Genomic DNA, 20,115 nt, shown 5'->3' on the forward strand with positions numbered 1-20,115 from the left:
CCGCCCACCCGTACGACCCCGCTGAAGGAGAACGTCATGGACCTCGGAATCACCGGCAAGACCGCCCTCGTCACCGGCGGCACGAAGGGGATCGGCCGCGCGATCGTGGAGGGCTTCGCGGCCGAGGGCGCAAACGTCGCCTTCTGCGCGCGCGACGCGGAGGAGGTCGCGAGCACGCAGGCGGCGATCGAGGCGATGGGCGTGCGCGCGATCGGGACGGTGCTCGACGTCGGCGACGCCGAGGGCCTCCGCACCTGGGTCGCGTCGACGGCCGAGGCCTTCGGCGGCATCGACATGGTCGTGGCGAACGTGAGCGCCCTCGCGATCCCCGACACCGACGAGAACTGGGAGACCTCGTTCCGCGTCGACCTCATGGGCACCGTCAACCTCGTCAAGGCGGCCCTGCCGCACCTGGAGAAGAGCGACGTGAAGTCCGCCGTCGCGATCTCCAGCGTCTCCGGTCGCGAGGCCGACTTCGCCTCGGGCCCCTACGGCACCGTCAAGACGGCGATCATCGGCTACATGGCCGGCGTGGCCCTGCAGGTGGCCGAGAAGGGCATCCGCGCCAACACGGTGTCGCCCGGCAACACGTACTTCCCCGGCGGCGTGTGGCAGAGCATCGAGGGCGGCGACCCCGCGCTGTTCGACATGGCCATGGGCCTCAATCCCACCGGCGAGATGGGCACCCCCGAGCAGATCGCGGCCGGCGTCGTGTTCCTCTCGAGCCCGCGGGCCGGGCGCGTGAGCGGGGCGAACCTGCTCATCGACGGAGCGCTCACCCGGGGCATCCAGTTCTGAACGGTCGACGCCGCGGCAGGGAGTCCGCGTCCGTGGCGGCGGCGGGAGCATCGGCCTAGCCTCAGCGCATGACCTCCGCGCCCCCGATCGTCACGCTCACGCTGAACCCCGCGCTCGACCTCAGCACCGCGACCGAGCGGGTCGTGCCCGAGCACAAGCTGCGCTGCAGCGCCGGGCGCACGGACGCGGGCGGCGGCGGCATCAACGTCAGCCGCGTCATCGGTCGGCTCGGCGGGCGCACCCTGGCCGTCTACGCGGTGGGCGGCCCGACGGGCGAGGCCCTGCGCCGCCTGGTCGACGCCGAGAGGATGCCCGGTCTCGCCATCCCGATCGAGGGCCCGACCCGGCAGAACGTGACGGTCGACGAGTCGAGCACGGGCAGGCAGTTCCGCTTCGTGCTGCCGGGGGCTCCGATGACCGAGGCCGAGTGGAGCGCGTGCCTCGACGCGGCCGCGAGCGCCGTCGTCGAGGGCGGGTACCTGGTGGCGAGCGGGTCGCTCGCGCCGGGCATCCCGACCGATGTCTACGCCCGTCTCGCCCGATCGATGCGCGAGCAGGGCGTGCGCCTCGTGGTGGATGCCTCGGGGCCGGCCCTCGCCGAGGGCGTGCACCTCGTGAAGCCCTCGGGGCGCGAGCTCGGCGAACTGGTCGGGCGCGAACTACCCGATCGCGAGGCCAAAGTGCGGGCGGCGCAGGAGCTGGTCGCCCGCGGGTCCGCGCAGAACGTGGCGCTCACCCTCGGCGGCGACGGGGCCGTGCTCGTCACCGCCGAGGGCGTCGTCGAGCAGTCCGTGCCGCCGGTCGAGGTGCGGTCGACCGTGGGGGCGGGCGACTCGTTCTTGGCGGCGATGGTGCTGCGGATGGCGCAGGGGCGCCCCCTGCTCGAGGCCTTCCGCGCGGGGGTGGCGGCGGGCACGGCGACCGCGATGTCGGAGGGCACCGGCCTCTGCACCCGCGTCGACGTCGAGCGGCTCGAGCGGCAGCTCGCCGGCTGAGCCCGCGGCGCGCCGGCGGCCACGCGGCGCGCCGGCGGCTAGTCGAGCCGGGTCCCGGCCGAGAGGCTTGAGCGCACCCCGCCCACGATCTGGATCACGACGGGCACCGAGGCGCCCAGCAGCGCGTCCCACTGCTCGACCACTCGGTCGATGGTGCGGCGCAGCTCGACGGGGTTCGCCCCGCGCCGGGCGTTCGCGGTGATGCGCAGCACGGCCTGCCGGCGCACGCGGAACGCGGTGACGTCGGTCGAGACGATGCCCGGCTCGGCCGAGAGCGCCTCGCGCAGAACGGCGCCGGCGACGCTCGCGTCGATGATCACGTGCCCGCCGGTCGGGCGGCCGCGCTCGTCGCCCTCGCGCACGTCGAGCAGGGTGCTCGTGCGGCCGCGGCCCTGCCGCAGCATGAAGACCACGAGCAGCACGATGAGCAGCAGCGCGCCGGCGGCCACCGCCCAGAGGATCCAGGGCGCGCCACCCGAGAGGGCGTCCGTCGCCGGGGCGACGGCATCCGCAGCGGCCTGCGACACGGTCTGCTGCACGTCGGGCCAGAGGGCCCCGACCGCGAGCGCGGCACCGGCGACGAACAGGATCGCGCCGACGAGGAGGGCGAACAGGCGGTTGAGGAAGCGGTTCGTGCTCGTCATGATCCGACGGTTCCGTTCTTCGTCAGGCGCACGCTCGGGCGCAGTGCGGGGCGGTAGTCGTAGCGGTCGATCTCGGCGCGCACGGCGGCCTCGATCTCGCCCAGGTCGACGGCGCGGCCCGAGGTCGGGGTGACCTCGATGAGGGCGCGGCGGCGCGCGACACTGACGCTGACCTGATCGGGGGCGACGTCGCCGGCGTAGCTCGCCGTGCGGGCGAGCGAGCGCGCGATGACGCGGTCGTCGACGACGACCGCGGTGCGGTCGGCGGTGGCGGCGCGGCGTCCACGGCGGCCGGGCGACAGCGCCGCGATGATGACGCCGAGCCCGATGAGGGCGATCACGACGCCGATGGCGGTGAGGGTGCCCGCGGGGGCCGCGGTCGCCTCGAGCGCCGCGGCGACGATGTCGGCGGGTGCGAGCAGCAGGGGCTGCTGCCCGATCGCGGCGAGCACGGCCTCGACGCCCACCCACAGCAGCGCGAGGCTGAGCAGCAGGGCGAGGGTGATGGCCAGACCCGCGCGCGAGGAGTGGGTCTCGCGCCGGCCGATGCGGCGGTACAGGGATGCGGTGCTCATGCTGCTCGTCTCCTCTCACGAAGGTCGGCGGAGGTGATCCGCAGGTCGACGCGGGCGATGGTCGAGCCGGTGATGCCCAGCACGCGCTCGCGGATGGTCGTCTGCGCGGCGGAGAGCCGCTCGAGCAGGGTGCCACCGGTGCCGGCGGACGCGACCCCGAGCGGACTCACGCGGATGGCCGTGCGGGCGACGACGACGAGCGCGCCCTCCTGATCGTGCAGCTCGACCGAGACGGACGAGGCGCGCACCTCGAGCGCCTCCGCGGTGACGGCCGAGACGACGGAGCGCACGGCGCGCGAGGCGATCGTGGTGCGGCCGTGCACGGTGCTGCCGGAGTGCGCCCGGTCGGCCGCCACCGCCGCGGTCACGACGACCGCCGGCCGCGGAGCGCGTCGGCGACGCCGCGCACGTCGAGCTTGCCCTCGATGGCGCGGCCGATGCCGTAGCCGATCGCGGCGAGCAGGGCGACGAGCACCATGGCCCAGAAGCCGAAGGCCACGGCGACGACGCCGAGTGCGGCGCCGATCAGCAGGCCGATGACGGAGGGGCTCAGCTCGCGGCTCACTGGACGCGGCTCTCGGTCTCGGCCTCGGCGTTGTCGTCCGAGGGGATGTGCACGTCGCTGACGGTCACGTTGACCTCGGTGACCTCGAGACCCACGACCTGCGTGATGGCGCGGGTCACCGCGGTGCGCACGTCGTCGGCGACCTTCTGCAGGTCGACGGGGTACTCGGCGACGATGATGATGTCGGCCGCGGCCTGCGTCTCGCCGACCTCGACGGAGACGCCCTGCGCGCGGTCCTGCTGGTTGATGGCGGTGCGGATCGCGCCCACGGCGCGGGCGGCCGCGGTGCCGAGGTCGTGCACGCCGGGCACCTCGCGGGCCGCGATGCCGGCGACCTTGGCGACGACGCCCTCGGCGATGGTGTTCTTGCCGGCGACGCCCGAGGCGGGCGTGGTGCTGGGGGTCGTGGTGCTCATCGTTCTCTCCTTCTGATGGGGGTCTCGTCCGGCGCGACGACTCGGGTGTCGCGCACATCAACCAGACGCGGCGGGCGGCCGGATCGTCACGGGCGCTCAGCTGACGGTCAGGTTCGCGCGACCCCGGTCTGGGCGCGGGCTGAGCGGGTGCATCCCGAAACACCCTCGCAACACGGCCGCACTACGCTCGCACCATGGTGGACCTCTTCGACGGCTACGCGGCCCGGGGCTCCGCCTCGCTCGCGCCCGCGGCCTTCGACGAGATGTTCGCCGCCGACTCCGAGGTACGGCTGCCGTACCGCGAGCTGCACGCGGCCCTCGCCACGTTGAGCACCGATGAGCTGCGCGGTCGTACCGAGGATCTCGCCAGCTCGTACCTCGCGCAGGGCGTCACCTTCGACTTCGCCGGCGAGGAGCGTCCGTTCCCGCTGGATGCCGTGCCCCGCGTCATCGACCGCGCCGAGTGGGCCGGGCTCGAGAAGGGGGTCGCCCAGCGCGTGCGCGTGCTCGAGGCTTTCCTCGCCGACATCTACGGCCCGCAGCGGGCCATCGCCGACGGCCTGCTGCCGGCATCCCTCATCTCCTCCTCCGCCCACTTCCACCGCCAGGCCCACGGCATCCAGAGCGCCAACGGCGTGCGCATCCAGGTCTCGGGCATCGACCTCATCCGCGACGAGCACGGCGCCTGGCGCGTGCTCGAGGACAACGTGCGGGTGCCGAGCGGCGTCAGCTACGTCATCTCGAACCGCCGCGTCATGGCGCAGACCCTGCCCGAGCTGTTCGTCAGCATGCGCGTGCGGCCGGTCGGCGACTACCCCAACAAGCTGCTGCAGGCGCTGCGCGCGGCGGCCCCGACGGGCGTCGACGAGCCGACCGTCGTGGTGCTCACGCCGGGCGTCTACAACTCCGCCTACTTCGAGCACACGCTGCTCGCCCGCCTCATGGGCGTCGAGCTCGTCGAGGGTCGCGACCTGTTCTGCTCGGGCGGGCGCGTGTTCATGCGCACCACCTCGGGCCCCCAGCGCGTCGACGTCATCTACCGCCGGGTCGACGACGAGTTCCTCGACCCGCTGCAGTTCCGCGCCGACTCGATGCTCGGCACCCCCGGGCTCATGCTCGCCGCCCGGCTCGGCGCCGTCACGATCGCCAACGCGGTCGGCAACGGCGTCGCCGACGACAAGCTCGTCTACACCTACCTGCCCGAGCTGACGCGCTACTACCTGGGGGAGGACCCGATCATCCCCAACGTCGATACCTGGCGCCTCGAAGAGCCGGATGCCCTCGCCGAGGTGCTCGACCGCCTCGACGAGCTCGTGGTGAAGCCCGTCGACGGCTCGGGCGGCAAGGGCCTCGTCGTCGGCCCCGCCGCCAGCCGGTCGGAGCTCGACCAGCTGCGCACACGGCTCATCGGCGATCCGCGCGGGTGGATCGCGCAGCCCGTCGTCCAGCTCTCCACCATCCCCACGCTCGTCGACGACGGCCTGCGCCCGCGCCACGCCGACCTGCGGCCCTTCGCCGTCAACGACGGGCGCGAGGTGTGGGTGCTGCCCGGCGGGCTCACCCGCGTGGCGCTGCCCGAGGGCCAGCTCGTCGTCAACAGCTCGCAAGGAGGCGGGTCGAAGGACACCTGGGTGGTGGGCAGGCAGGCGATGGTCGCCGACGGGCACGACGTGCAGGGCATCGTCGCCGAGCAGGCGACCGTGACGTCGAGCATCCCGATCATCACCGAGGCGCACCGCCTGCAGGTCAACGCGCAGGACGACCCGCGCCGCGACCAAGCCCAGCAGCAACAGCAGCAACAGACCGGGGGGCCGTCATGCTGAGCCGCATCGCCGAGAGCCTCTTCTGGATCGGCCGCTACGTCGAGCGGGCCGACGGCACCTCGCGCATTCTCGACGTGCACCTGCAGCTGCTGCTCGAGGATCCGTGGATCGACGAGGACACCGCCTGCCGCTCGCTGCTCGGGGTCATGGGCAGCGAGGTGCCGCCCGAGTCGGAGATCACGCGCGGCGACGTGCTGAGCATCCTGGCGCTCGATCGCTCGCACCCCGCCTCGATCGCGTACTCGCTCGGCGCCGCCCGCGAGAACGCCCGCCGGGCGCGCGAGGTCGTCAGCACCGAGCTGTGGGAGGTGCTCAACACCACCCGGGCGCGCATGCCCCGCAAGGTCGCCAACGAGAAGGTGGCCGACTTCTTCAGCTGGGTGCGCGAGCGCTCGGCGCTCGCCGTGGGCATCGTCGAGTCCTCGACGAGCCGCGACGAGGCCTACGCCTTCTTCACCCTCGGGCGCTCGCTCGAGCGGGCCGACATGACGGCGCGCCTGCTGGCGACCCGCTCGCTCACCGAGGCGAGCGGCCCCTCGTGGACGACCATCCTGCGCAGCGTCGGCGCCTACGAGGCGTACCTGCGCACCTACCGCGGCATGCCGAGCGCGCGCAACGCGGCCGAGTTCTTGCTCGTCGACCGGCTGTTCCCGCGGTCCATCCTCTTCGCGGTCAGCCGCGCCGAGCAGTGCCTGCGCGACATCGAGCCGCGCGCCGGGCTCGAGCGCGCGGGCGTCGCCGACATCGCGCTGCGTCAGCTCGGCCAGATCCGCAGCGAGCTGGAGTACCGCGCCATCGCCGACATCCTCGAGGAGCTGCCCCGCCACATGGACGCCGTGCAGGCCGCCACGAGCGCGACGAGCGAGGGCGTGCGCCAGCGCTACTTCCCGACCAACGCCGCCCCGAACTGGGTGGCGGAGAACTCGTGATGCGCCTCCGGATCCGCCACTCCACGGGCTTCCAGTACCAGGGCGACGTCTCGGCCTCGTACAACGAGGCGCGCATGCTGCCCGCCTCCTCCGACGGCCAGCTCGTCGTCTACAGCCACCTCGCCATCACGCCGAGCTCGCACCTGCACCACTACGAGGACTACTGGGGCACCCGCGTCACCTCGTTCGAGCAGCTGCACGCCCACCGCGAGCTGACCCTCACCGCCGACAGCGTGGTCGAGCTGCGGCGCACCGATCCGACGCACGAGCGCGCATCGTGGGATGCCCTGCCGCAGCTCGCCGCCACCGCCGTGTCGACCGTCGAGCAGACCGCGGTCACCCGGCTCACCCGCCCGCCGGCCGAGATCGTCGAGCGCGCCCGCGAGGTCGCGGCGTCCTCCGCCGATCCGACCGAGGCGGCCGAGCGGCTCTGCGCCTTCCTGCACGCCGAGGTCGAGTACGTTCCCGGCGCGACGACGGTGCACTCGACGGCCGCCGAGGCCTGGGAGCATCGCAAGGGTGTCTGCCAGGACATGGCGCACCTCGCCATCGGCGCGCTGCGCTCGGTGGGCATCCCGGCCCGCTACGTCAGCGGATACCTGCACCCGAACCCCGCCGCCCCCGTCGGCGAGACCGTCGCCGGCGAGTCGCACGCCTGGGTCGAGTGGTTCGACGGCAGCTGGCGCGGCTACGACCCCACCAACGCCGTGCCGATCGGCGACCGCCACGTCATCGTCGGCCGCGGCCGCGACTACACCGACGTGCCGCCGGTGCGCGGCGTCTACGCCGGCCCGAGCTCCTCGCGCCTGCACGTCACCGTCGAGATCACCCGCGAGGCCTGAGCCGGAGCTCTGCGGCGGCCGGCCGAGCTGCTCGCGCCGGGCATCCCGCTGTGCCGGGCCGTGCGGCTCGGGGCCGTGCGATGCTCGTGCTGAGCATCCCGCCGCCCCGCTGCCCCGTCGGCGGGGGGCCTCCCTGGCACGAATTCAGGCACCGCGCGGCGTGTCGGGTCGAGCCATGCGGCGACACGCCGACGCGGGATGCCCGAGGCCTGAATTCGCGCCGGAGCCCGGGCCGCACTGCCCGCGATCAGGAGTCGCACGGCGCGCCGGTCGCCCGCCTGCGGCGACGCGCGGACGCCGGTCGTCCACGTCCTGATCGCGGTCACCGCACCGACCCGAGGGCGGCGACGTAGGCCGGGTTCCACCGACGCCGACGGGCCCCACGCCGACGGGCCCGACGACGTCCCGGAGCCCCGCGCGACGACGCCGCCCGCACCCCGGGCGGGGGCGGGCGGCGTCAGGTCGAGCCGGTGCGCGTCGAGCCGCTACGCGTCGCGGCGCTTGAGCAGCACCGCCCCGAGCGCGAGAACCACGACCACCCAGGCCACGAGAACGAGGGCGCCCTGGCCCGGGTCGAGGGTGATGATCTCGCTCGGGTCGGCTCCGGCGGCGGTGAAGGGCTCGGGCTCGCCGGTGTTGAGGGCGTACATGCGGGCGCCCGCGTTGGAGGGCAGGAAGGCGGCGGCGTTGGTGATCCACGTGGCCTGCGAGAACAGCGCGATGATGGGCAGCGCCGTCGGCAGCATGAAGATCAGGCCGATGGCGGTCGCGATGCCGCCCGCGCTGCTGCGCAGCATCGCGCCGAACCCGTAGGCGAGCAGCGCGATGAGCGCCAGGTAGGCGGCGGCGCCGAGCAGGCTGCGCAGCACGTCGGCGTCGAGCAGGTCGGGCTCGATGCCCTTGCCGGCGAGGATCGGCAGCGTGATGAGCAGCGTCACCCCGATCGCGAGCAGGCCGATGACGGCGGTGGAGACGGCGAGCACGAGCGCCTTCGCCGCGTAGGCCGGCAGTCGCCGGGGCTCGGCGGTGAGGGTCGAGCGGATCATGCCCGTCGTGTACTCGCCGCTGATGATCAGCACGCCGAGGACGGCGGCGATGAGCTGCGTGAGCGTGACCGCGGCGGTCGCCGAGACGACGGCGATGGAGTTCTGCCCGGACTGGTCCTGCTCGGGGCCGAAGGATCCGTCGTAGACGCCCGCGAACAGCAGGCCGAAGGCCACGGTGAGCACGACGATCGTCGCGAATGACCAGACGGTCGAGCGCAGGGTGCGCAGCTTGATCCACTCCGAGCGCACGACGCGGGCGAAGGTCACCCCGCTGCCGCGGGAGGGGCTCGGGACGCTCGCGGGAGCGTCGGTCGTGCGGGTGCCGGTCATCGGGAGACCTCCGAGTGGTATTCGACAGCGTCCTGCGTGAGTTCGAGGTAGGCGTCCTCGAGCGAGGCGGAGACGGGGGTGAGTTCGTGCAGCACGATGCCGGCGTGCATCGCCAGCTCGCCGATGCGCGCGGGCGGCAGGCCCGCGACGCTGAGCAGGTCGGGCTCGGCGGGGGAGGCGGTGACGCTCCCGCCCTCGGCGGTGAGCCGGGGAGCGAGGTCGGCGGCGAGCGGGGTGCGCACCCGCACCGCCGAGCCGGTCGCCAGGGCGAGCACCTCGCTCACCGGGGCATCCGCGATGATGCGGCCCCGGCCGAGAACGACGAGGTGGTCGGCGGTCTGCGCCATCTCGCTCATGAGGTGCGAGGAGAGGAACACGGTGCGGCCCTGCGAGGCGAGGTGCCGGGTGAGCTGCCGCACCCACATGACGCCCTCGGGGTCGAGGCCGTTGACCGGCTCGTCGAGGATGAGGGTCTGCGGGTCGCCGAGCAGCGCGGCGGCGATGCCGAGGCGCTGCCCCATGCCGAGCGAGAAGCCGCCGACGCGCTTCTTCGCGACCGACTCCAGGCCGGTCATGGCGATGACCTCGTGCACGCGGCTCTTGCCGATACCGTGCGTCGCGGCCATGGCGAGCAGGTGGTTGTAGGCGGTGCGGCCGGTGTGGATGGCCTTCGCGTCGAGCAGCGCCCCGACCTCGCGCAGGGGCGCGGCGTGGTCGGCGTAGCGCTTGCCGTTGACGGTGACGCTGCCCGAGGTCGGCCGGTCGAGCCCGACGATGGCGCGCATGGTGGTCGACTTGCCGGCGCCGTTCGGGCCGAGGAACCCGGTGACGACGCCCGGCCGCACGGTCGCCGTGATGCGGTCGACCGCGGTCTTGTCCCCGAAGCGCTTGGTGAGCTCTCGTATCTCGATCATGCGCCCAAGCCTAGGAACCCTCGCGGTCGGCGGCCTCCCCCCAGCGGATGAGGTCGGGCTGCGCGGCCTCCTCCGAGCGGCGGGATGCTCGGCGCACGCCCGTGCCCGCGACGGGCATCCCGAACCCCGTTCCTCCGAGTCCGCCCGTTCCTCCGAGTCCGCCTGGCCTGGGAGCCGCCGTGATGACTCGGCCCCGACCCCCGCCCTAGCGTGGATCGCATGAGCGCCCCCGATCACGCCGCCCCCGATCACGCCGCCCCCGATCAGTACACCTTCGACGACCCGGTGCAGCGCTACGGCCGCGTCGAGCCGCCCCTGCAGCGTCAGCCGGAGCCGGGCGTGCAGGCGCGCATGACCCCGGTGCCCGACCTCGGCGAGCGGAGTTACCGCGGCTCCGGCCGCCTGACCGGGCGCAGGGCGCTCATCACCGGAGGCGACTCGGGCATCGGCGGCGCCGTCGCGATCGCCTTCGCGCGGGAGGGTGCCGACGTCGTGATCGTGCACCTGCCCGGCGAGGAGGAGGATGCGCGGAGCATCCTGGATCACATCGCCTCGGCCGGCCGCACGGGCCACGCGATCGTCGCCGATATCAGCGAGGCGGCCGCCTGCCGGGCGATCGTCGCGGAGGCCGTGGACGTGCTCGGCGGACTCGACATCCTCGTCAACAACGCCGGCAAGCAGGTCGCCGTCGACCGCCTGGAGGATCTCAGCGACGAGCAGTTCGAGCTGACCTTCCGCACGAACGTCTTCGCGAACTTCTGGCTGACGAAGGCGGCCGTGCCGCACCTGCCGGCGGGCGCGAGCATCATCAGCACCGCCTCGCTCGAGGCCTACAAGCCCGCGCCCGACCGCCTCGACTACGCGGCGACGAAGGCCGCGGTCAGCAACTTCGCCAAGGGGCTCGCGCAGCAGCTCGCGCCCCGCGGCATCCGCGTCAACGTCGTCGCGCCCGGCCCGGTGTGGAGCGCGCTGCAGGTCTCCGACGGGGTCTCCGACGAGCAGATGCGCGCCTTCGACGACGAGAACGAGTACCAGCGCGCCGGGCAGCCGGCCGAGCTCGCGCCGGCCTACGTGTTCCTCGCCTCGGCCGAGTCGAGCTACGTCTCGGGCGAGACGCTCAACGTCAACGGGGGCATGGTCACGCCGTGACCGCGCCGACCTGCACCGTCTTCTTCCTCCCCGGCCTCGGTTTCGCGGCCGATGCCGCCGCACCCCTGGCCGCCGCGCTCGGCGAGGGCTTTCGCGTCGTGCCCGTCGAGTCGCCCGGCCACGGCGACGCCCCTGACGCCCCGGACGGCTCGGTCGGCGCGCTCGTCGACGCTGCCGTCGCAGTGATCGAGCGCGAGGCCGACGGCGGCCCCTGGATGCTCGCGGCCCACAGCATGGGCGGCAAGATCGCGGCCCTCGTGGCCGCACGGGTGCTGAGCGGCGAGGCACGGGTCTTCGGCCTCACCGGCCTCGTTCTGCTCGCGCCCTCCCCGCCGACCCCCGAGCCGATGAGCGACGAGAAGCGCGCCGAGATGCTCGGCTGGGTCGAGGCCGGCCCGCTCTCGCCGGAGCACGCGCGCGACTTCGTCGCGGCGAACGTCGCGGCGCCGCTCGATGCCGACGCCGAGCAGGCGGCGGTCGCGCAGGTGCGTCGCACGTCGCCGGTGGCCTGGCGGCGCTGGCTATCGGAGGGCAGCCGCGAGGACGTCGCGGCCGCGGTCGGCGCGCTCGACCTGCCGGTCGTCGTGCTCGCGGGCGAGGAGGATGCCGACCTCGGCTCCGCCGCGCAGCCGGGACTGCTCGCCGCGGTCTACCCCCGGGCGCGCTTCGTGCCGCTCGCCGGCGCGGGGCACCTGCTGCCGTACGAGCGCGCCGCCGCGGTGGCGGAGGCGATCGTCGCGCTGCGCGAGGAGGTCGTGCGGGCATCCGCCCCGGTCGCCCCGGAGTGGGCGCGGCTCATCGCCTCGGAGCGCACCCCGGTCGAGGCGCGCGCCCTGCTCGCCCGCCGCCTCATCGCCGATGACCCCGACTACCGGCCGCGCGCGCTCACCGCCGCGCAGCTCGACACCCTGCGCGCCCTCGCCGACCGGCTCGTGCCGCAGCCCGCGGGCGAGCGCATCGACCTCGCCGCGCGCGTCGACGCCGACCTCGCGCGCGGGCGCGGCGACGGCTGGCGCCCGGCGGGACTGCCCGTCGACGCGACAGCCTACGCCCAGGGCCTCGACGCGATCGCCGCCGTCTGGCCCGCCGATGCGGCGGCGCAGGATGCCCTGATCCAGGGCGTCCTCGACGGCGAGGGCCTGCCGGGCTCGCCGTGGAGCGCCGCACTGCTCGCCGCCTGGTTCGACGACGCGCGCACCGACCTCGTGCGCGCCTGGCTCGCGCATCCGGCGTCGTTCGCGCGGGTCGGGTACGACGGGTTCGCGACCGCGGCGGCCGACGCCTCGCGCGGCGCCGAGCCCGCCGGCTGGGCGACCCTCGCCGCCGGCGAGCGGGACGCCTGGGAGCCGACGGAGCTCGGCTCGCTGCGAGCATCCAGCACCCCCAGCATCGAGGCCCCCGAGGCCGCCCCCGCCAGCACCGCCCCCGACCAGGAGGACGCCGCGTGAACCTCGACGGCATGCGCACCTACGACTACGACGAGATCGTCGACGTCGTCGTCATCGGCACCGGTGCGGGCGGCGGTCCGCTGCTCGCGCGCCTCGCCGAGCGCGGCCTGAGGGCCGTCGCCCTCGAGGCGGGGCCGAACCTCGACCCCGAGCAGTTCACGACCGACGAGGTCGAGGGCACCCGCATCAACTGGATGTCGGAGCGCCTCAGCGGCGGCGCCACCCCCACCGCCTTCGGCCCGAACAACAGCGGCTGGGGCGTCGGCGGCGGAACCCTGCACTGGGGTGCCTTCACCCCCCGACCCGATGCGCGCGACCTGCGCCTGCGCAGCCAGACGGGCGAGGGCGCCGACTGGCCGATCGACCCCGCCGAGCTCGGCCGCTACCTCGTCGAGGTCGAGCGCCTCATCGGCGTCTCGGGCCCGACGCCCTACCCCTGGGATCCCGAGCGGCGCTACCTCGACCCGCCCGTGGCGCGCAACGCCCCGGCCGACCTCGTGGCCGAGGGATGCTCCCGCCTCGGCATCACCGCCACCGACGCCCCGGCGGCCATCCTCAGCCGCTTCCGCGAGCAGCCGCATCACGGCACCCGGCACGCCGACCAGCGGCTCGGATCCATCCACCAGGGCGAGCGATACGGCAGCAAGGCGACCACCGCCAACACCTTCCTGCCGGCGGCGGTCGCGGTGGGCGCCGAGATCCGGCCCGAGTCGATGGCGATCGACGTCGAGCGCGATGCGCAGGGCCGCGTGGTCGCGGTCGTCTACCTGCGCGCGGGGCGCGAGGTGCGGCAGCGCTGCGCCGCGCTCGTGCTCGCGGGCGGCGGCATCGAGACGCCGCGCCTGCTGCTGCGCACCGGGCTGGCGAACTCCAGCGGGCAGGTGGGCCGCAACTTCCTCGCCCACGGCGGCACCCAGGTGTGGGGTCGCTTCGACGAGCAGGTGCGCGGCTACCGCGGCTACCCCTCCTCGCTCATCACCGAGGACTTCGTGCGCCCCGACGACGCCGACTTCGCCGGCGGCTACCTGCTGCAGAGCCTCGGCGTCATGCCGCTCACCTACGCGACGGGCCTCGTGCGCGGCGCCGGGCTGTGGGGCGAGCGGCTGATGGAGGCGCTCGATTCCTGGCGGTTCTCCGCCGGCATCGGCATGAACGGCGAGTGCCTGCCGAGCGAGGGCAACCGCCTGGTGCTCACCGACGAGACGGACGAGTGGGGCATCCCGCGCGCGGAGGTGACGTTCACGGCCGGCGCCAACGAGCGGGCGATGGATGCTCACGCCACCGCCACGATGACGCGCATCCTCGAGGCGGCCGGGGCCCGCGAGACGCGCGTGGTCGCCCGCACGGCGCACACGCTCGGCACGTGCCGCATGAGCGCGGATCCGGGCGAGGGCGTCGTCGACGGCGAGGGTCGCAGCCACGACATCCCCAACCTCTGGATCAGCGACAACTCGACCTTCCCGAGCGCGCTCGCCGCCAACCCCTGCCTCACGCAGCAGGCGCTCTCGCTGCGCACCGCCGACCGGATGCTCGCGGGCGGCCTCGCGGCCTGAGCCGCGCGGGGCCGCCGCAGTCTCTCCGGCCGGGGTGCGGCGATTGTCATGGCCGGGCTGGCGCAAATTCAGGCACCACTCGGCGCGTTGGACTGGTCCAGGCTGCGACACGCCGGGTTAGGTCGCGCAATGCCTGAATTTGCGCCACCCCGGGCCCTGGATGCCGCTCGGCCGCGGGTGTCCGCGATCAGGAGACGCTTGGCGTGTCGGAACGACCTCTGCGGCGACACGCCCAACGATGAGGCCGCGGTCCTGATGGCGGGCACGAATGCAGGAGCCGCACGGCGCGTCGGCCCGACTCATGCGGCGACACGCCGGTGTCGGTCGCGCCATGCCTGAATATGCGCCACCCGGGGGCTACGGGATGCTCCGCCGCGGCCTCCCTGACAGCTCGACCGCCGCGCACCCGCGCCGCGTACCCTGCACCATGAGCGAAACCCACCCCGCGACCGCCCCGGCCCGCGACCTCCTCACCCTCGGCGTCATCGCGACCGCGCGCAAGGCCGACGAGCGCCGCCTGCCGATCCACCCGGCGCACCTGGAGCGCATCGACGCCGACCTGCGCGCGCGCATGGTGGTGGAGCGCGGCTACGGCGCCCGCTTCGGGGAGCCGGATGCCGAGCTCGCGCCGCTCGTCGGCGCCATGGCCGACCGCGCCGAGGTGATCGCGCGCGCCGACGTCGTGCTGCTGCCGAAGCCGCAGGCCGCCGACCTGCAGGAGCTGCGCGACGGCCAGACGCTGTGGGGCTGGCCGCACTGCGTGCAGGATCGCACGATCACGCAGCTCGCGATCGACAAGAACCTCACCCTGATCGCGTGGGAGGCGATGAACCACTGGCAGTCCGACGGAGGCTTCGGGCAGCACGTCTTCCACAAGAACAACGAGCTCGCCGGATACTGCTCGGTGCTGCACTCCCTGCAGCTGTGCGGGTCGACGGGCGACTACGGCCGCCGGCTGAGTGCCGTCGTGATCGGGTTCGGTGCGACCGCCCGCGGGGCCGTCACCGCGCTCAACGCCTTCGGCATCCACGATGTGCGCGTGCTGACGAACCGCGACACTGCCGCCGTCGGCTCGCCCATCCCCTCGGTCGACATCGTGCGACTCGAGCACCGCCCGGACGCCCCCGGCGAGAGCGTCGTCAACGCTCCCGACGGTCCGCAGGCGCTCGCCGCGTACCTCGCGCAGAACGACATCGTCGTCAACTGCACTCTGCAGGATCCGAACGAGCCCCTCACCTACCTGCTCACCGACGATCTCGCGGCGTTCCGCCCCGGCAGCCTCATCGTCGACGTCTCGGTCGACGAGGGCATGGGTTTCGAGTGGGCACGGGCGACCTCGTTCGCCGAGCCGATGATCACCGTCGGCGAGGGCACGAACTACTACGCCGTCGACCACAGCCCATCACTGCTGTGGAACTCGACGACGTGGGAGATCAGCGAGGCGCTCATGCCGTTCGTGCGCACGGTCATGGAGGGCCCGGAGTCGTGGGCGGCGTCGGAGACGATCCGCCGCGCGATCGAGATCGAGGGCGGCCGCGTGCGCAACCCGGCGATCCTCGCCTTCCAGGGCCGCGCGGCCGAGCACCCCTACCCCGAGGAGGCCGCGGCCGACTGAGCCCTGCGCATCACGACGATGCGGGTCAGGATGCCCGGCTCGGGCAGTGCAGCCGCGTCGAGGTCGTCCCGGTGCCGCGCTCGATCTCGTGCTCGGCCATGAGCGACCCGCACAGCGGGCACGTCGGGTCGGCCGGAGCGACGTAAGGCTCCTCGGGACGCCCGATGCCCACCGCCGCCGGCCCGGTGAAGGTGTAAGCGATGCGGTTGACGCGCGCCCAGAAGCCCTTCTGCCCCACGAAAGGGTTCATGCCGTTCGAGGGCTTCGCCATGCTCCCGACCCTAGTCCTGCGCGCCGTGCGCGCGCCCGGCCGCGTCCGACCGGCTCACCCCTTGCGGGCCTGGGCCTCGACGACGGCGATCTCGGTCGTCGCGGTCTCCCAGTCGTAGTCGTCGCCGTCGTAGCGCACGCGCAGGCGCCACCACGATCCGCCGCGCGGGCGGCGCAGGCGCAGGTTCGCGCGGCCGCGCATCCACACGATGGCGACGGCGGCGGCGGCGAGGCCGGCCAGGGCAGCGACACCGAGCGCCCAGCGCGGCCCGGCCTCGTTGGCGACGAAGCCGAGCAGCGGTGCGCCGATCGGGGTGCCGCCCATGAAGATCGTCAGGTACAGCGCCATGACCCGGCCGCGGATGGCGGGCCGCGTCGTGGTCTGCACGTAGGCGTTGGCCGAGGTGATCATCGTCAACGAGGTGAAGCCGATGAGCACGAGCGAGACGGCGAACAGCTCGTAGGTGGGCATGACGGCGGCGAGCGCGGTCGATCCGGCGAAGCCCAGGGTGGCGAGCACGACGACGCGCAGCCGCGGCCGTTCCCGGCGGGCCGACATGAGGGCGCCGGTCACCGATCCGATCGCCAGCACCGACGACAGGATGCCGAACTCGGCCGCCCCTCGACCGAACTCGACGCGCGCCATCGTGGCGGTGAAGATGCCGAAGTTGAAGCCGAAGGTCCCGAGCAGGAACACCATGGTGAAGATCACGACGAGGTCGGCCCGGCGGCGCACGTACATCACGCCCGCGCGCAGCTGCCCGCGCCCCTTCTTCTCCTTCTTCATGACGTGCAGCTGGTCGCCGCGCATGAGCGCGAGGGCGATCAGCGTCGCGACGTAGGTGACGGCGTTGATGATGATGACCCAGCCGGAGCCGATGGTGGCGATGAGCAGGCCGGCGACGGCGGGACCGATGAGGCGGGCGGTGTTGAAGCTCGCCGAGTTGAGCGAGACGGCGTTGGGCAGCTGGCTCGGGCCGACGAGCTCGCCGACGAAGGTCTGCCGCACGGGCGCGTCCACGGCCGTGGCGACGCCGAGCAGGGCGGCGAGTACGTAGACCATCCAGAGCTCGGCGACGCCGAGCACGACGATGATGCCGAGCGCCGCGGCGACGAGGCCCTGCGCGGTCTGCGTGATGGCGAGCAGGCGGCGGCCCTTGATGCGGTCGGCGATGAGCCCGGCGTAGGGCCCGATGAGGAGGGCGGGCCCGAACTGCAGCGCCATCGCGATGCCCACGGCAGCGGCATCCTCGTTGGTCAGCTCGGTGAGGATGAGCCAGTCCTGGGCGGTGCGGTTCATCCAGGCGCCGATGTTGGAGACCATCGCGCCGGCGAACCAGATGCGGTAGTTCATGACCCCGAGGGAGCGGAACATGGCGTTCACGAGTCGGCCAGCTTCCGCAGGGCATCCATCGCCGCTTCGAGGGCCGCGCGCTCGGCGGGCTCGAGCGCGTCGAGCTGCTCGTGGAACCACGCGTTGCGCAGCCGGCGCGTCTCGGCGATGAGCTCGTCGCCGGCGGGGGTCAGGGTGACCCAGACCTGCCGGGCGTCGGTCTCGCTCGGTTCGCGGCGCACGTAGCCGAGGGCCTCGAGGGCGTTGACGGTGCGGTTCATGCTGGGCGGGCTCACGCGCTCCGAGTCGGCGAGGCCTCCGGGCGTGCAGCGACCGTCGCTCGCGAGGCGCCACAGCACCCCGAGCTGACTGTCGGTGACGCCCTCGCCGCCGCGCTCGGCGCGAATGCGGCGGGCCACCTTCTGGATGAGCACGCGCAGTTCTTCGTGGGGATCGGTTGCGCTGGACATCGCTCATTAGCCTAGGTCATTAGCCTGGCGAACGACTGAGTGCGGGCGGGCGTCGCGCGGTCGGCCGGGGGATGCCCTGCGCCGGTACTCTGTGGGCAGGAGGCCACCCATGCCGAAATTCATCGTCGAGCGGCAGCACCGCACGTTCACCGATCCGCAGGGCGTCGTGATCCATTACTACGTGTGGATGCCCGGCAAGCCCCGCGCGGCGGTGCAGCTCGCCCACGGCGTGGGCGAGCACGCTCTGCGCTACGAGGTGCTCGCGCAGGAGCTGGTGAACGCCGGCTACGCGGTCTTCGCCGACGACCACCGGGGCCACGGAGCGACCGGAGTGCAGATGACGGGCGGGGACTCCTCGCGCATGGGCCGCCTGGGCCCGGGCGGCCTGCGGGCGACGATCGCCGACCTGCGCCAGCTCTCGGGCCTGATCCGCGAGGAGCTGCCGGGCCTGCCGCTCGTGCTGCTCGGCCACTCGTGGGGCTCGCTCATGGCGCAGATCATCCTGAACTCGCACGCCGACGACTACGAGGCGGCGGTGCTGACGGGCACGAGCTACCGCATGCCGGGCTACATGAACGGGGGCGACCTCAACGCCAAGCACGCGCACCTCGGCACGACGGGCGCGGAGTGGCTGAGCCGCGACCCCGAGGTGGCGCGGCTGTTCTCGGAGGATCCGCTGACCTTCGATGCGGACATCCTGAAGCTGTTCGGGCCGGCCGACGGCCTGCGCCTGTACGGCCGCCCTCGCCGTCTGGCGCGCGATCTGCCGCTGCTCATCATGGTCGGCGCCGACGACTCGCTCAGCGGCGAGCGCGGCGCGGCGAGGCTCGCCGAGGAGTACCTGCGCCGCGGCGGCCTGAGCGACGTCGAGCTCATCGTCTACGACGAGGCCCGGCACGAGGTCTTCAACGAGCTCAACCAGGACGAGGTGCGCGCCGACCTGCTGCGCTGGTTCGGTCAGCGGGTTCTGACGCCCGCGGACTGAGCCGGCGAGCCGGTTGCCGTCTGCCCGGTGGCGTGCGTGCCTGCTCGCCCGCTCGCCGGTGCGTCGGCGTGACCGCCATCCGGTTTGCCCGCCCGCCCGTCGGCCCGCTCGTCCGTCGGCCCGCCCGCCCGTCGGCCCGCTCGCGGCCGGAGGATCCTCGGTGGCTGCGTAAGCGGAAGCTTCCACAACCCTCAGAGGGTGCGGAAGCGTCCGCTTACACGACGCAGGAGGCGAAGAGCGCCCGCCGCGACGTCGCCAGGTGCCCGACCCATCCGCCCGCGCGCCGCACCCGCGGGAGCGACCTCTCATTACGAACGCCGTCGACGCGGGTCATCGAACGAGGATCTCCTGTCGAGCTATGTGCGCTCAGGGCTCCACAACCCCACCGGGTTGCTCTCTTTCGATGAGACGATCGGCGCCAGCCCAGCCCAGCCCGGCCCGGCCCGGCCCAGCCCAGCCCAGCCCAGCCCTGCCCAGTTCAGTTCAGCGCGAGCACGAGCGAGCACGCGGCCAGCACCGCGCAGACCGGCGTCATGACGGCCCGCTCCGGGCGACTGCGCGAGATGCCGTTCATGAGGATGCCCAGCGCGAAGTAGCCCACGAGCACCCAGGCCGCGACGAGGATGCCCGTGCCGGGCATCCCGAACGCGCCCGCCCGCGCGATCGCGACGAGCGCCATGGCGGCGTAGAGCCCGACCGAGATGACGCTGCCGATGCGCAGGGTCCGGGGGAGCGTCTCGTGCTGCCCGCCCCAGACGAGTCGTCCGTAGGGGCGGCCGGCGGCGACGAGCACTTGCAGCACCGCGAGCGCGGCGAGCACGAGCGCCATGACGCCGGCGGCGATCGCGGGGGCCAGGTCGGCGGCGGTCACGCGCGGGCCTGCCGGCCGGAGCGGGTCTCGGCGGCGTCGCGGGAGGCGAGCGAGTCGAGGTGGCGCGCGGCGTTCGCGATGAGGGTGTCGAGCGCGTGCTGCAGGGCGGGCAGGTCGAGGTTGCGCTCGAGTCCGTCGTCGCTCGCGGCGAGGCCGCGCCACGCGTCGGCGAGCAGCGCCCGACCGGTGGGGGTCAGGGCGACCCGGTTGGCGCGCTGGTCGGCGGCGTCGGCGGTGACCTCGGCGTACCCGCGCGAGACGAGCTCGACGAGCCGCTGGCTGACGGCCGCGCGCGAGACGTCGAGCCCGCGGGCGATCTCGCTCTGCCGGGCCGGGCCGATCGCCTCGATCGTCACGAGCGCGGAGAACATCGACACGGTGATGCCGTGCGCGGGCCGCAGGTAGGCGTCGGCGACGCGGTCGACGAGCGCGGTCGCGCGGTGCAGCGACAGCACGAGCTGCCGGGAGGGGTCATCCATAATGTTAAGTTCTTACCATAATCACCGTCTCCCGCGCCAGGGTGGCGCTGGCGGACCCGCCGAGC

General features: G+C 73.6%; 22 protein-coding genes. 10 read left to right on the top strand and 12 right to left on the bottom strand.

The features are described 5' to 3' along the window. Positions 1 to 36: 36 nt before the first annotated feature. The gene (locus OVN18_RS05650; RefSeq protein WP_267782557.1) at positions 37 to 798 is read left to right on the top strand and encodes an SDR family NAD(P)-dependent oxidoreductase; all 762 of its coding nucleotides are present in this window, start codon (positions 37 to 39) and stop codon (positions 796 to 798) included. A 68-nt stretch (positions 799 to 866) separates the two neighbouring features. After that, positions 867 to 1,793: a 1-phosphofructokinase family hexose kinase gene (locus OVN18_RS05655; protein ID WP_267782560.1), complete on the top strand. Its 927-nt coding sequence runs from the start codon at positions 867 to 869 to the stop codon at positions 1,791 to 1,793. 38 nt (positions 1,794 to 1,831) lie between these two features. Here OVN18_RS05655 and OVN18_RS05660 read toward each other — a convergent pair whose 3' ends face one another. The 5 genes from OVN18_RS05660 to OVN18_RS05680 are packed head-to-tail and all read right to left on the bottom strand — an operon-like array spanning position 1,832 to position 3,993. Then, positions 1,832 to 2,437 (bottom strand): hypothetical protein, encoded by a 606-nt coding sequence (locus OVN18_RS05660; RefSeq protein ID WP_267782562.1) that lies wholly within the window; start codon positions 2,435 to 2,437, stop codon positions 1,832 to 1,834. Then, entirely contained in the window at positions 2,434 to 3,012 is a 579-nt protein-coding gene (locus OVN18_RS05665) for an Asp23/Gls24 family envelope stress response protein (RefSeq protein WP_267782565.1), read from the bottom strand. The genes OVN18_RS05660 and OVN18_RS05665 overlap by 4 nt, the downstream gene beginning before the upstream one ends. Beyond that, on the bottom strand, positions 3,009 to 3,380 hold the full coding sequence (locus OVN18_RS05670) for a hypothetical protein (protein WP_267782567.1): 372 nt from the start codon (positions 3,378 to 3,380) through the stop codon (positions 3,009 to 3,011). Before OVN18_RS05670 ends, OVN18_RS05665 begins: the two co-directional genes overlap by 4 nt. Further along, positions 3,377 to 3,577 (bottom strand): DUF2273 domain-containing protein, encoded by a 201-nt coding sequence (locus tag OVN18_RS05675; protein WP_407666067.1) that lies wholly within the window; start codon positions 3,575 to 3,577, stop codon positions 3,377 to 3,379. Before OVN18_RS05675 ends, OVN18_RS05670 begins: the two co-directional genes overlap by 4 nt. Further along, positions 3,574 to 3,993: an Asp23/Gls24 family envelope stress response protein gene (locus OVN18_RS05680; RefSeq protein WP_267782569.1), complete on the bottom strand. Its 420-nt coding sequence runs from the start codon at positions 3,991 to 3,993 to the stop codon at positions 3,574 to 3,576. Before OVN18_RS05680 ends, OVN18_RS05675 begins: the two co-directional genes overlap by 4 nt. Positions 3,994 to 4,187: 194 nt before the next feature. Between OVN18_RS05680 and OVN18_RS05685 the strand changes: the two genes are divergently transcribed. The 3 genes from OVN18_RS05685 to OVN18_RS05695 are packed head-to-tail and all read left to right on the top strand — an operon-like array spanning position 4,188 to position 7,587. Further along, a complete protein-coding gene (locus tag OVN18_RS05685) occupies positions 4,188 to 5,816 on the top strand; it encodes a circularly permuted type 2 ATP-grasp protein (RefSeq protein WP_267782570.1) in 1,629 nt (542 codons plus the stop codon). Then, positions 5,810 to 6,745: an alpha-E domain-containing protein gene (locus OVN18_RS05690; RefSeq protein ID WP_267738629.1), complete on the top strand. Its 936-nt coding sequence runs from the start codon at positions 5,810 to 5,812 to the stop codon at positions 6,743 to 6,745. The genes OVN18_RS05685 and OVN18_RS05690 overlap by 7 nt, the downstream gene beginning before the upstream one ends. Next, a complete protein-coding gene (locus OVN18_RS05695; RefSeq protein WP_267782573.1) occupies positions 6,742 to 7,587 on the top strand; it encodes a transglutaminase family protein in 846 nt (281 codons plus the stop codon). Before OVN18_RS05690 ends, OVN18_RS05695 begins: the two co-directional genes overlap by 4 nt. Before the next feature lie 485 nt (positions 7,588 to 8,072). Here the strand turns inward: OVN18_RS05695 and OVN18_RS05700 are convergent, their stop codons facing one another. Together OVN18_RS05700 and OVN18_RS05705 are read right to left on the bottom strand one after the other, a co-directional pair. Continuing rightward, positions 8,073 to 8,963, bottom strand: coding sequence for an ABC transporter permease subunit (locus OVN18_RS05700; protein WP_267782575.1), 891 nt, complete (start codon positions 8,961 to 8,963; stop codon positions 8,073 to 8,075). Next, a complete protein-coding gene (locus tag OVN18_RS05705) occupies positions 8,960 to 9,877 on the bottom strand; it encodes an ABC transporter ATP-binding protein (protein WP_267782576.1) in 918 nt (305 codons plus the stop codon). The genes OVN18_RS05700 and OVN18_RS05705 overlap by 4 nt, the downstream gene beginning before the upstream one ends. A 219-nt stretch (positions 9,878 to 10,096) precedes the next feature. On the opposite strand from OVN18_RS05705, the gene OVN18_RS05710 reads away from it, so the two are divergent. From OVN18_RS05710 to OVN18_RS05725, 4 genes are all read left to right on the top strand, one after another. Beyond that, positions 10,097 to 11,026: an SDR family oxidoreductase gene (locus OVN18_RS05710; RefSeq protein ID WP_267782577.1), complete on the top strand. Its 930-nt coding sequence runs from the start codon at positions 10,097 to 10,099 to the stop codon at positions 11,024 to 11,026. Continuing rightward, the gene (locus OVN18_RS05715; RefSeq protein ID WP_267782578.1) at positions 11,023 to 12,474 is read left to right on the top strand and encodes an alpha/beta fold hydrolase; all 1,452 of its coding nucleotides are present in this window, start codon (positions 11,023 to 11,025) and stop codon (positions 12,472 to 12,474) included. The genes OVN18_RS05710 and OVN18_RS05715 overlap by 4 nt, the downstream gene beginning before the upstream one ends. Then, on the top strand, positions 12,471 to 14,027 hold the full coding sequence (locus tag OVN18_RS05720; RefSeq protein WP_267782579.1) for a GMC family oxidoreductase: 1,557 nt from the start codon (positions 12,471 to 12,473) through the stop codon (positions 14,025 to 14,027). Before OVN18_RS05715 ends, OVN18_RS05720 begins: the two co-directional genes overlap by 4 nt. A gap of 427 nt (positions 14,028 to 14,454) precedes the next feature. After that, a complete protein-coding gene (locus OVN18_RS05725) occupies positions 14,455 to 15,642 on the top strand; it encodes a N(5)-(carboxyethyl)ornithine synthase (RefSeq protein WP_267782580.1) in 1,188 nt (395 codons plus the stop codon). 25 nt (positions 15,643 to 15,667) lie between these two features. Here the strand turns inward: OVN18_RS05725 and OVN18_RS05730 are convergent, their stop codons facing one another. The 3 genes from OVN18_RS05730 to OVN18_RS05740 are packed head-to-tail and all read right to left on the bottom strand — an operon-like array spanning position 15,668 to position 17,715. Then, positions 15,668 to 15,913: a hypothetical protein gene (locus tag OVN18_RS05730; protein WP_267738639.1), complete on the bottom strand. Its 246-nt coding sequence runs from the start codon at positions 15,911 to 15,913 to the stop codon at positions 15,668 to 15,670. Between the two features lie 54 nt (positions 15,914 to 15,967). After that, positions 15,968 to 17,287, bottom strand: a complete 1,320-nt coding sequence (locus OVN18_RS05735) for an MFS transporter (RefSeq protein WP_267782581.1) — start codon at positions 17,285 to 17,287, stop codon at positions 15,968 to 15,970. 5 nt (positions 17,288 to 17,292) lie between these two features. Further along, positions 17,293 to 17,715, bottom strand: a complete 423-nt coding sequence (locus OVN18_RS05740; RefSeq protein ID WP_267738641.1) for a MarR family winged helix-turn-helix transcriptional regulator — start codon at positions 17,713 to 17,715, stop codon at positions 17,293 to 17,295. Between the two features lie 109 nt (positions 17,716 to 17,824). Between OVN18_RS05740 and OVN18_RS05745 the strand changes: the two genes are divergently transcribed. Next, positions 17,825 to 18,700, top strand: coding sequence for an alpha/beta hydrolase (locus OVN18_RS05745; protein ID WP_267782583.1), 876 nt, complete (start codon positions 17,825 to 17,827; stop codon positions 18,698 to 18,700). Positions 18,701 to 19,178: 478 nt separating this feature from the next. On the opposite strand, the gene OVN18_RS05750 is transcribed toward OVN18_RS05745, so the two are convergent. Both OVN18_RS05750 and OVN18_RS05755 read right to left on the bottom strand, forming a co-directional pair. Next, the gene (locus OVN18_RS05750; RefSeq protein WP_267782586.1) at positions 19,179 to 19,571 is read right to left on the bottom strand and encodes a hypothetical protein; all 393 of its coding nucleotides are present in this window, start codon (positions 19,569 to 19,571) and stop codon (positions 19,179 to 19,181) included. Beyond that, positions 19,568 to 20,050, bottom strand: a complete 483-nt coding sequence (locus OVN18_RS05755; protein ID WP_267782589.1) for a MarR family winged helix-turn-helix transcriptional regulator — start codon at positions 20,048 to 20,050, stop codon at positions 19,568 to 19,570. Before OVN18_RS05755 ends, OVN18_RS05750 begins: the two co-directional genes overlap by 4 nt. Positions 20,051 to 20,115 lie beyond the last annotated feature (65 nt).

Source organism: Microcella daejeonensis (genome assembly GCF_026625045.1).
Lineage (GTDB): Bacteria > Actinomycetota > Actinomycetes > Actinomycetales > Microbacteriaceae > Microcella > Microcella daejeonensis.

What these genes read in the sequence shown, in the direction of transcription:
- OVN18_RS05730 (WP_267738639.1), bottom strand. Translation starts at nt 15,913, where the DNA reads ATGGCGAAGCCCTCGAACGGCATGAACCCTTTCGTGGGGCAGAAGGGC.
- OVN18_RS05735 (WP_267782581.1), bottom strand. Translation starts at nt 17,287, where the DNA reads ATGTTCCGCTCCCTCGGGGTCATGAACTACCGCATCTGGTTCGCCGGC.
- OVN18_RS05725 (WP_267782580.1), top strand. Translation starts at nt 14,455, where the DNA reads ATGAGCGAAACCCACCCCGCGACCGCCCCGGCCCGCGACCTCCTCACC.
- OVN18_RS05710 (WP_267782577.1), top strand. Translation starts at nt 10,097, where the DNA reads ATGAGCGCCCCCGATCACGCCGCCCCCGATCACGCCGCCCCCGATCAG.
- OVN18_RS05755 (WP_267782589.1), bottom strand. Translation starts at nt 20,050, where the DNA reads ATGGATGACCCCTCCCGGCAGCTCGTGCTGTCGCTGCACCGCGCGACC.
- OVN18_RS05685 (WP_267782570.1), top strand. Translation starts at nt 4,188, where the DNA reads ATGGTGGACCTCTTCGACGGCTACGCGGCCCGGGGCTCCGCCTCGCTC.
- OVN18_RS05745 (WP_267782583.1), top strand. Translation starts at nt 17,825, where the DNA reads ATGCCGAAATTCATCGTCGAGCGGCAGCACCGCACGTTCACCGATCCG.
- OVN18_RS05705 (WP_267782576.1), bottom strand. Translation starts at nt 9,877, where the DNA reads ATGATCGAGATACGAGAGCTCACCAAGCGCTTCGGGGACAAGACCGCG.
- OVN18_RS05655 (WP_267782560.1), top strand. Translation starts at nt 867, where the DNA reads ATGACCTCCGCGCCCCCGATCGTCACGCTCACGCTGAACCCCGCGCTC.
- OVN18_RS05740 (WP_267738641.1), bottom strand. Translation starts at nt 17,715, where the DNA reads ATGTCCAGCGCAACCGATCCCCACGAAGAACTGCGCGTGCTCATCCAG.
- OVN18_RS05680 (WP_267782569.1), bottom strand. Translation starts at nt 3,993, where the DNA reads ATGAGCACCACGACCCCCAGCACCACGCCCGCCTCGGGCGTCGCCGGC.
- OVN18_RS05700 (WP_267782575.1), bottom strand. Translation starts at nt 8,963, where the DNA reads ATGACCGGCACCCGCACGACCGACGCTCCCGCGAGCGTCCCGAGCCCC.
- OVN18_RS05660 (WP_267782562.1), bottom strand. Translation starts at nt 2,437, where the DNA reads ATGACGAGCACGAACCGCTTCCTCAACCGCCTGTTCGCCCTCCTCGTC.
- OVN18_RS05690 (WP_267738629.1), top strand. Translation starts at nt 5,810, where the DNA reads ATGCTGAGCCGCATCGCCGAGAGCCTCTTCTGGATCGGCCGCTACGTC.
- OVN18_RS05650 (WP_267782557.1), top strand. Translation starts at nt 37, where the DNA reads ATGGACCTCGGAATCACCGGCAAGACCGCCCTCGTCACCGGCGGCACG.
- OVN18_RS05665 (WP_267782565.1), bottom strand. Translation starts at nt 3,012, where the DNA reads ATGAGCACCGCATCCCTGTACCGCCGCATCGGCCGGCGCGAGACCCAC.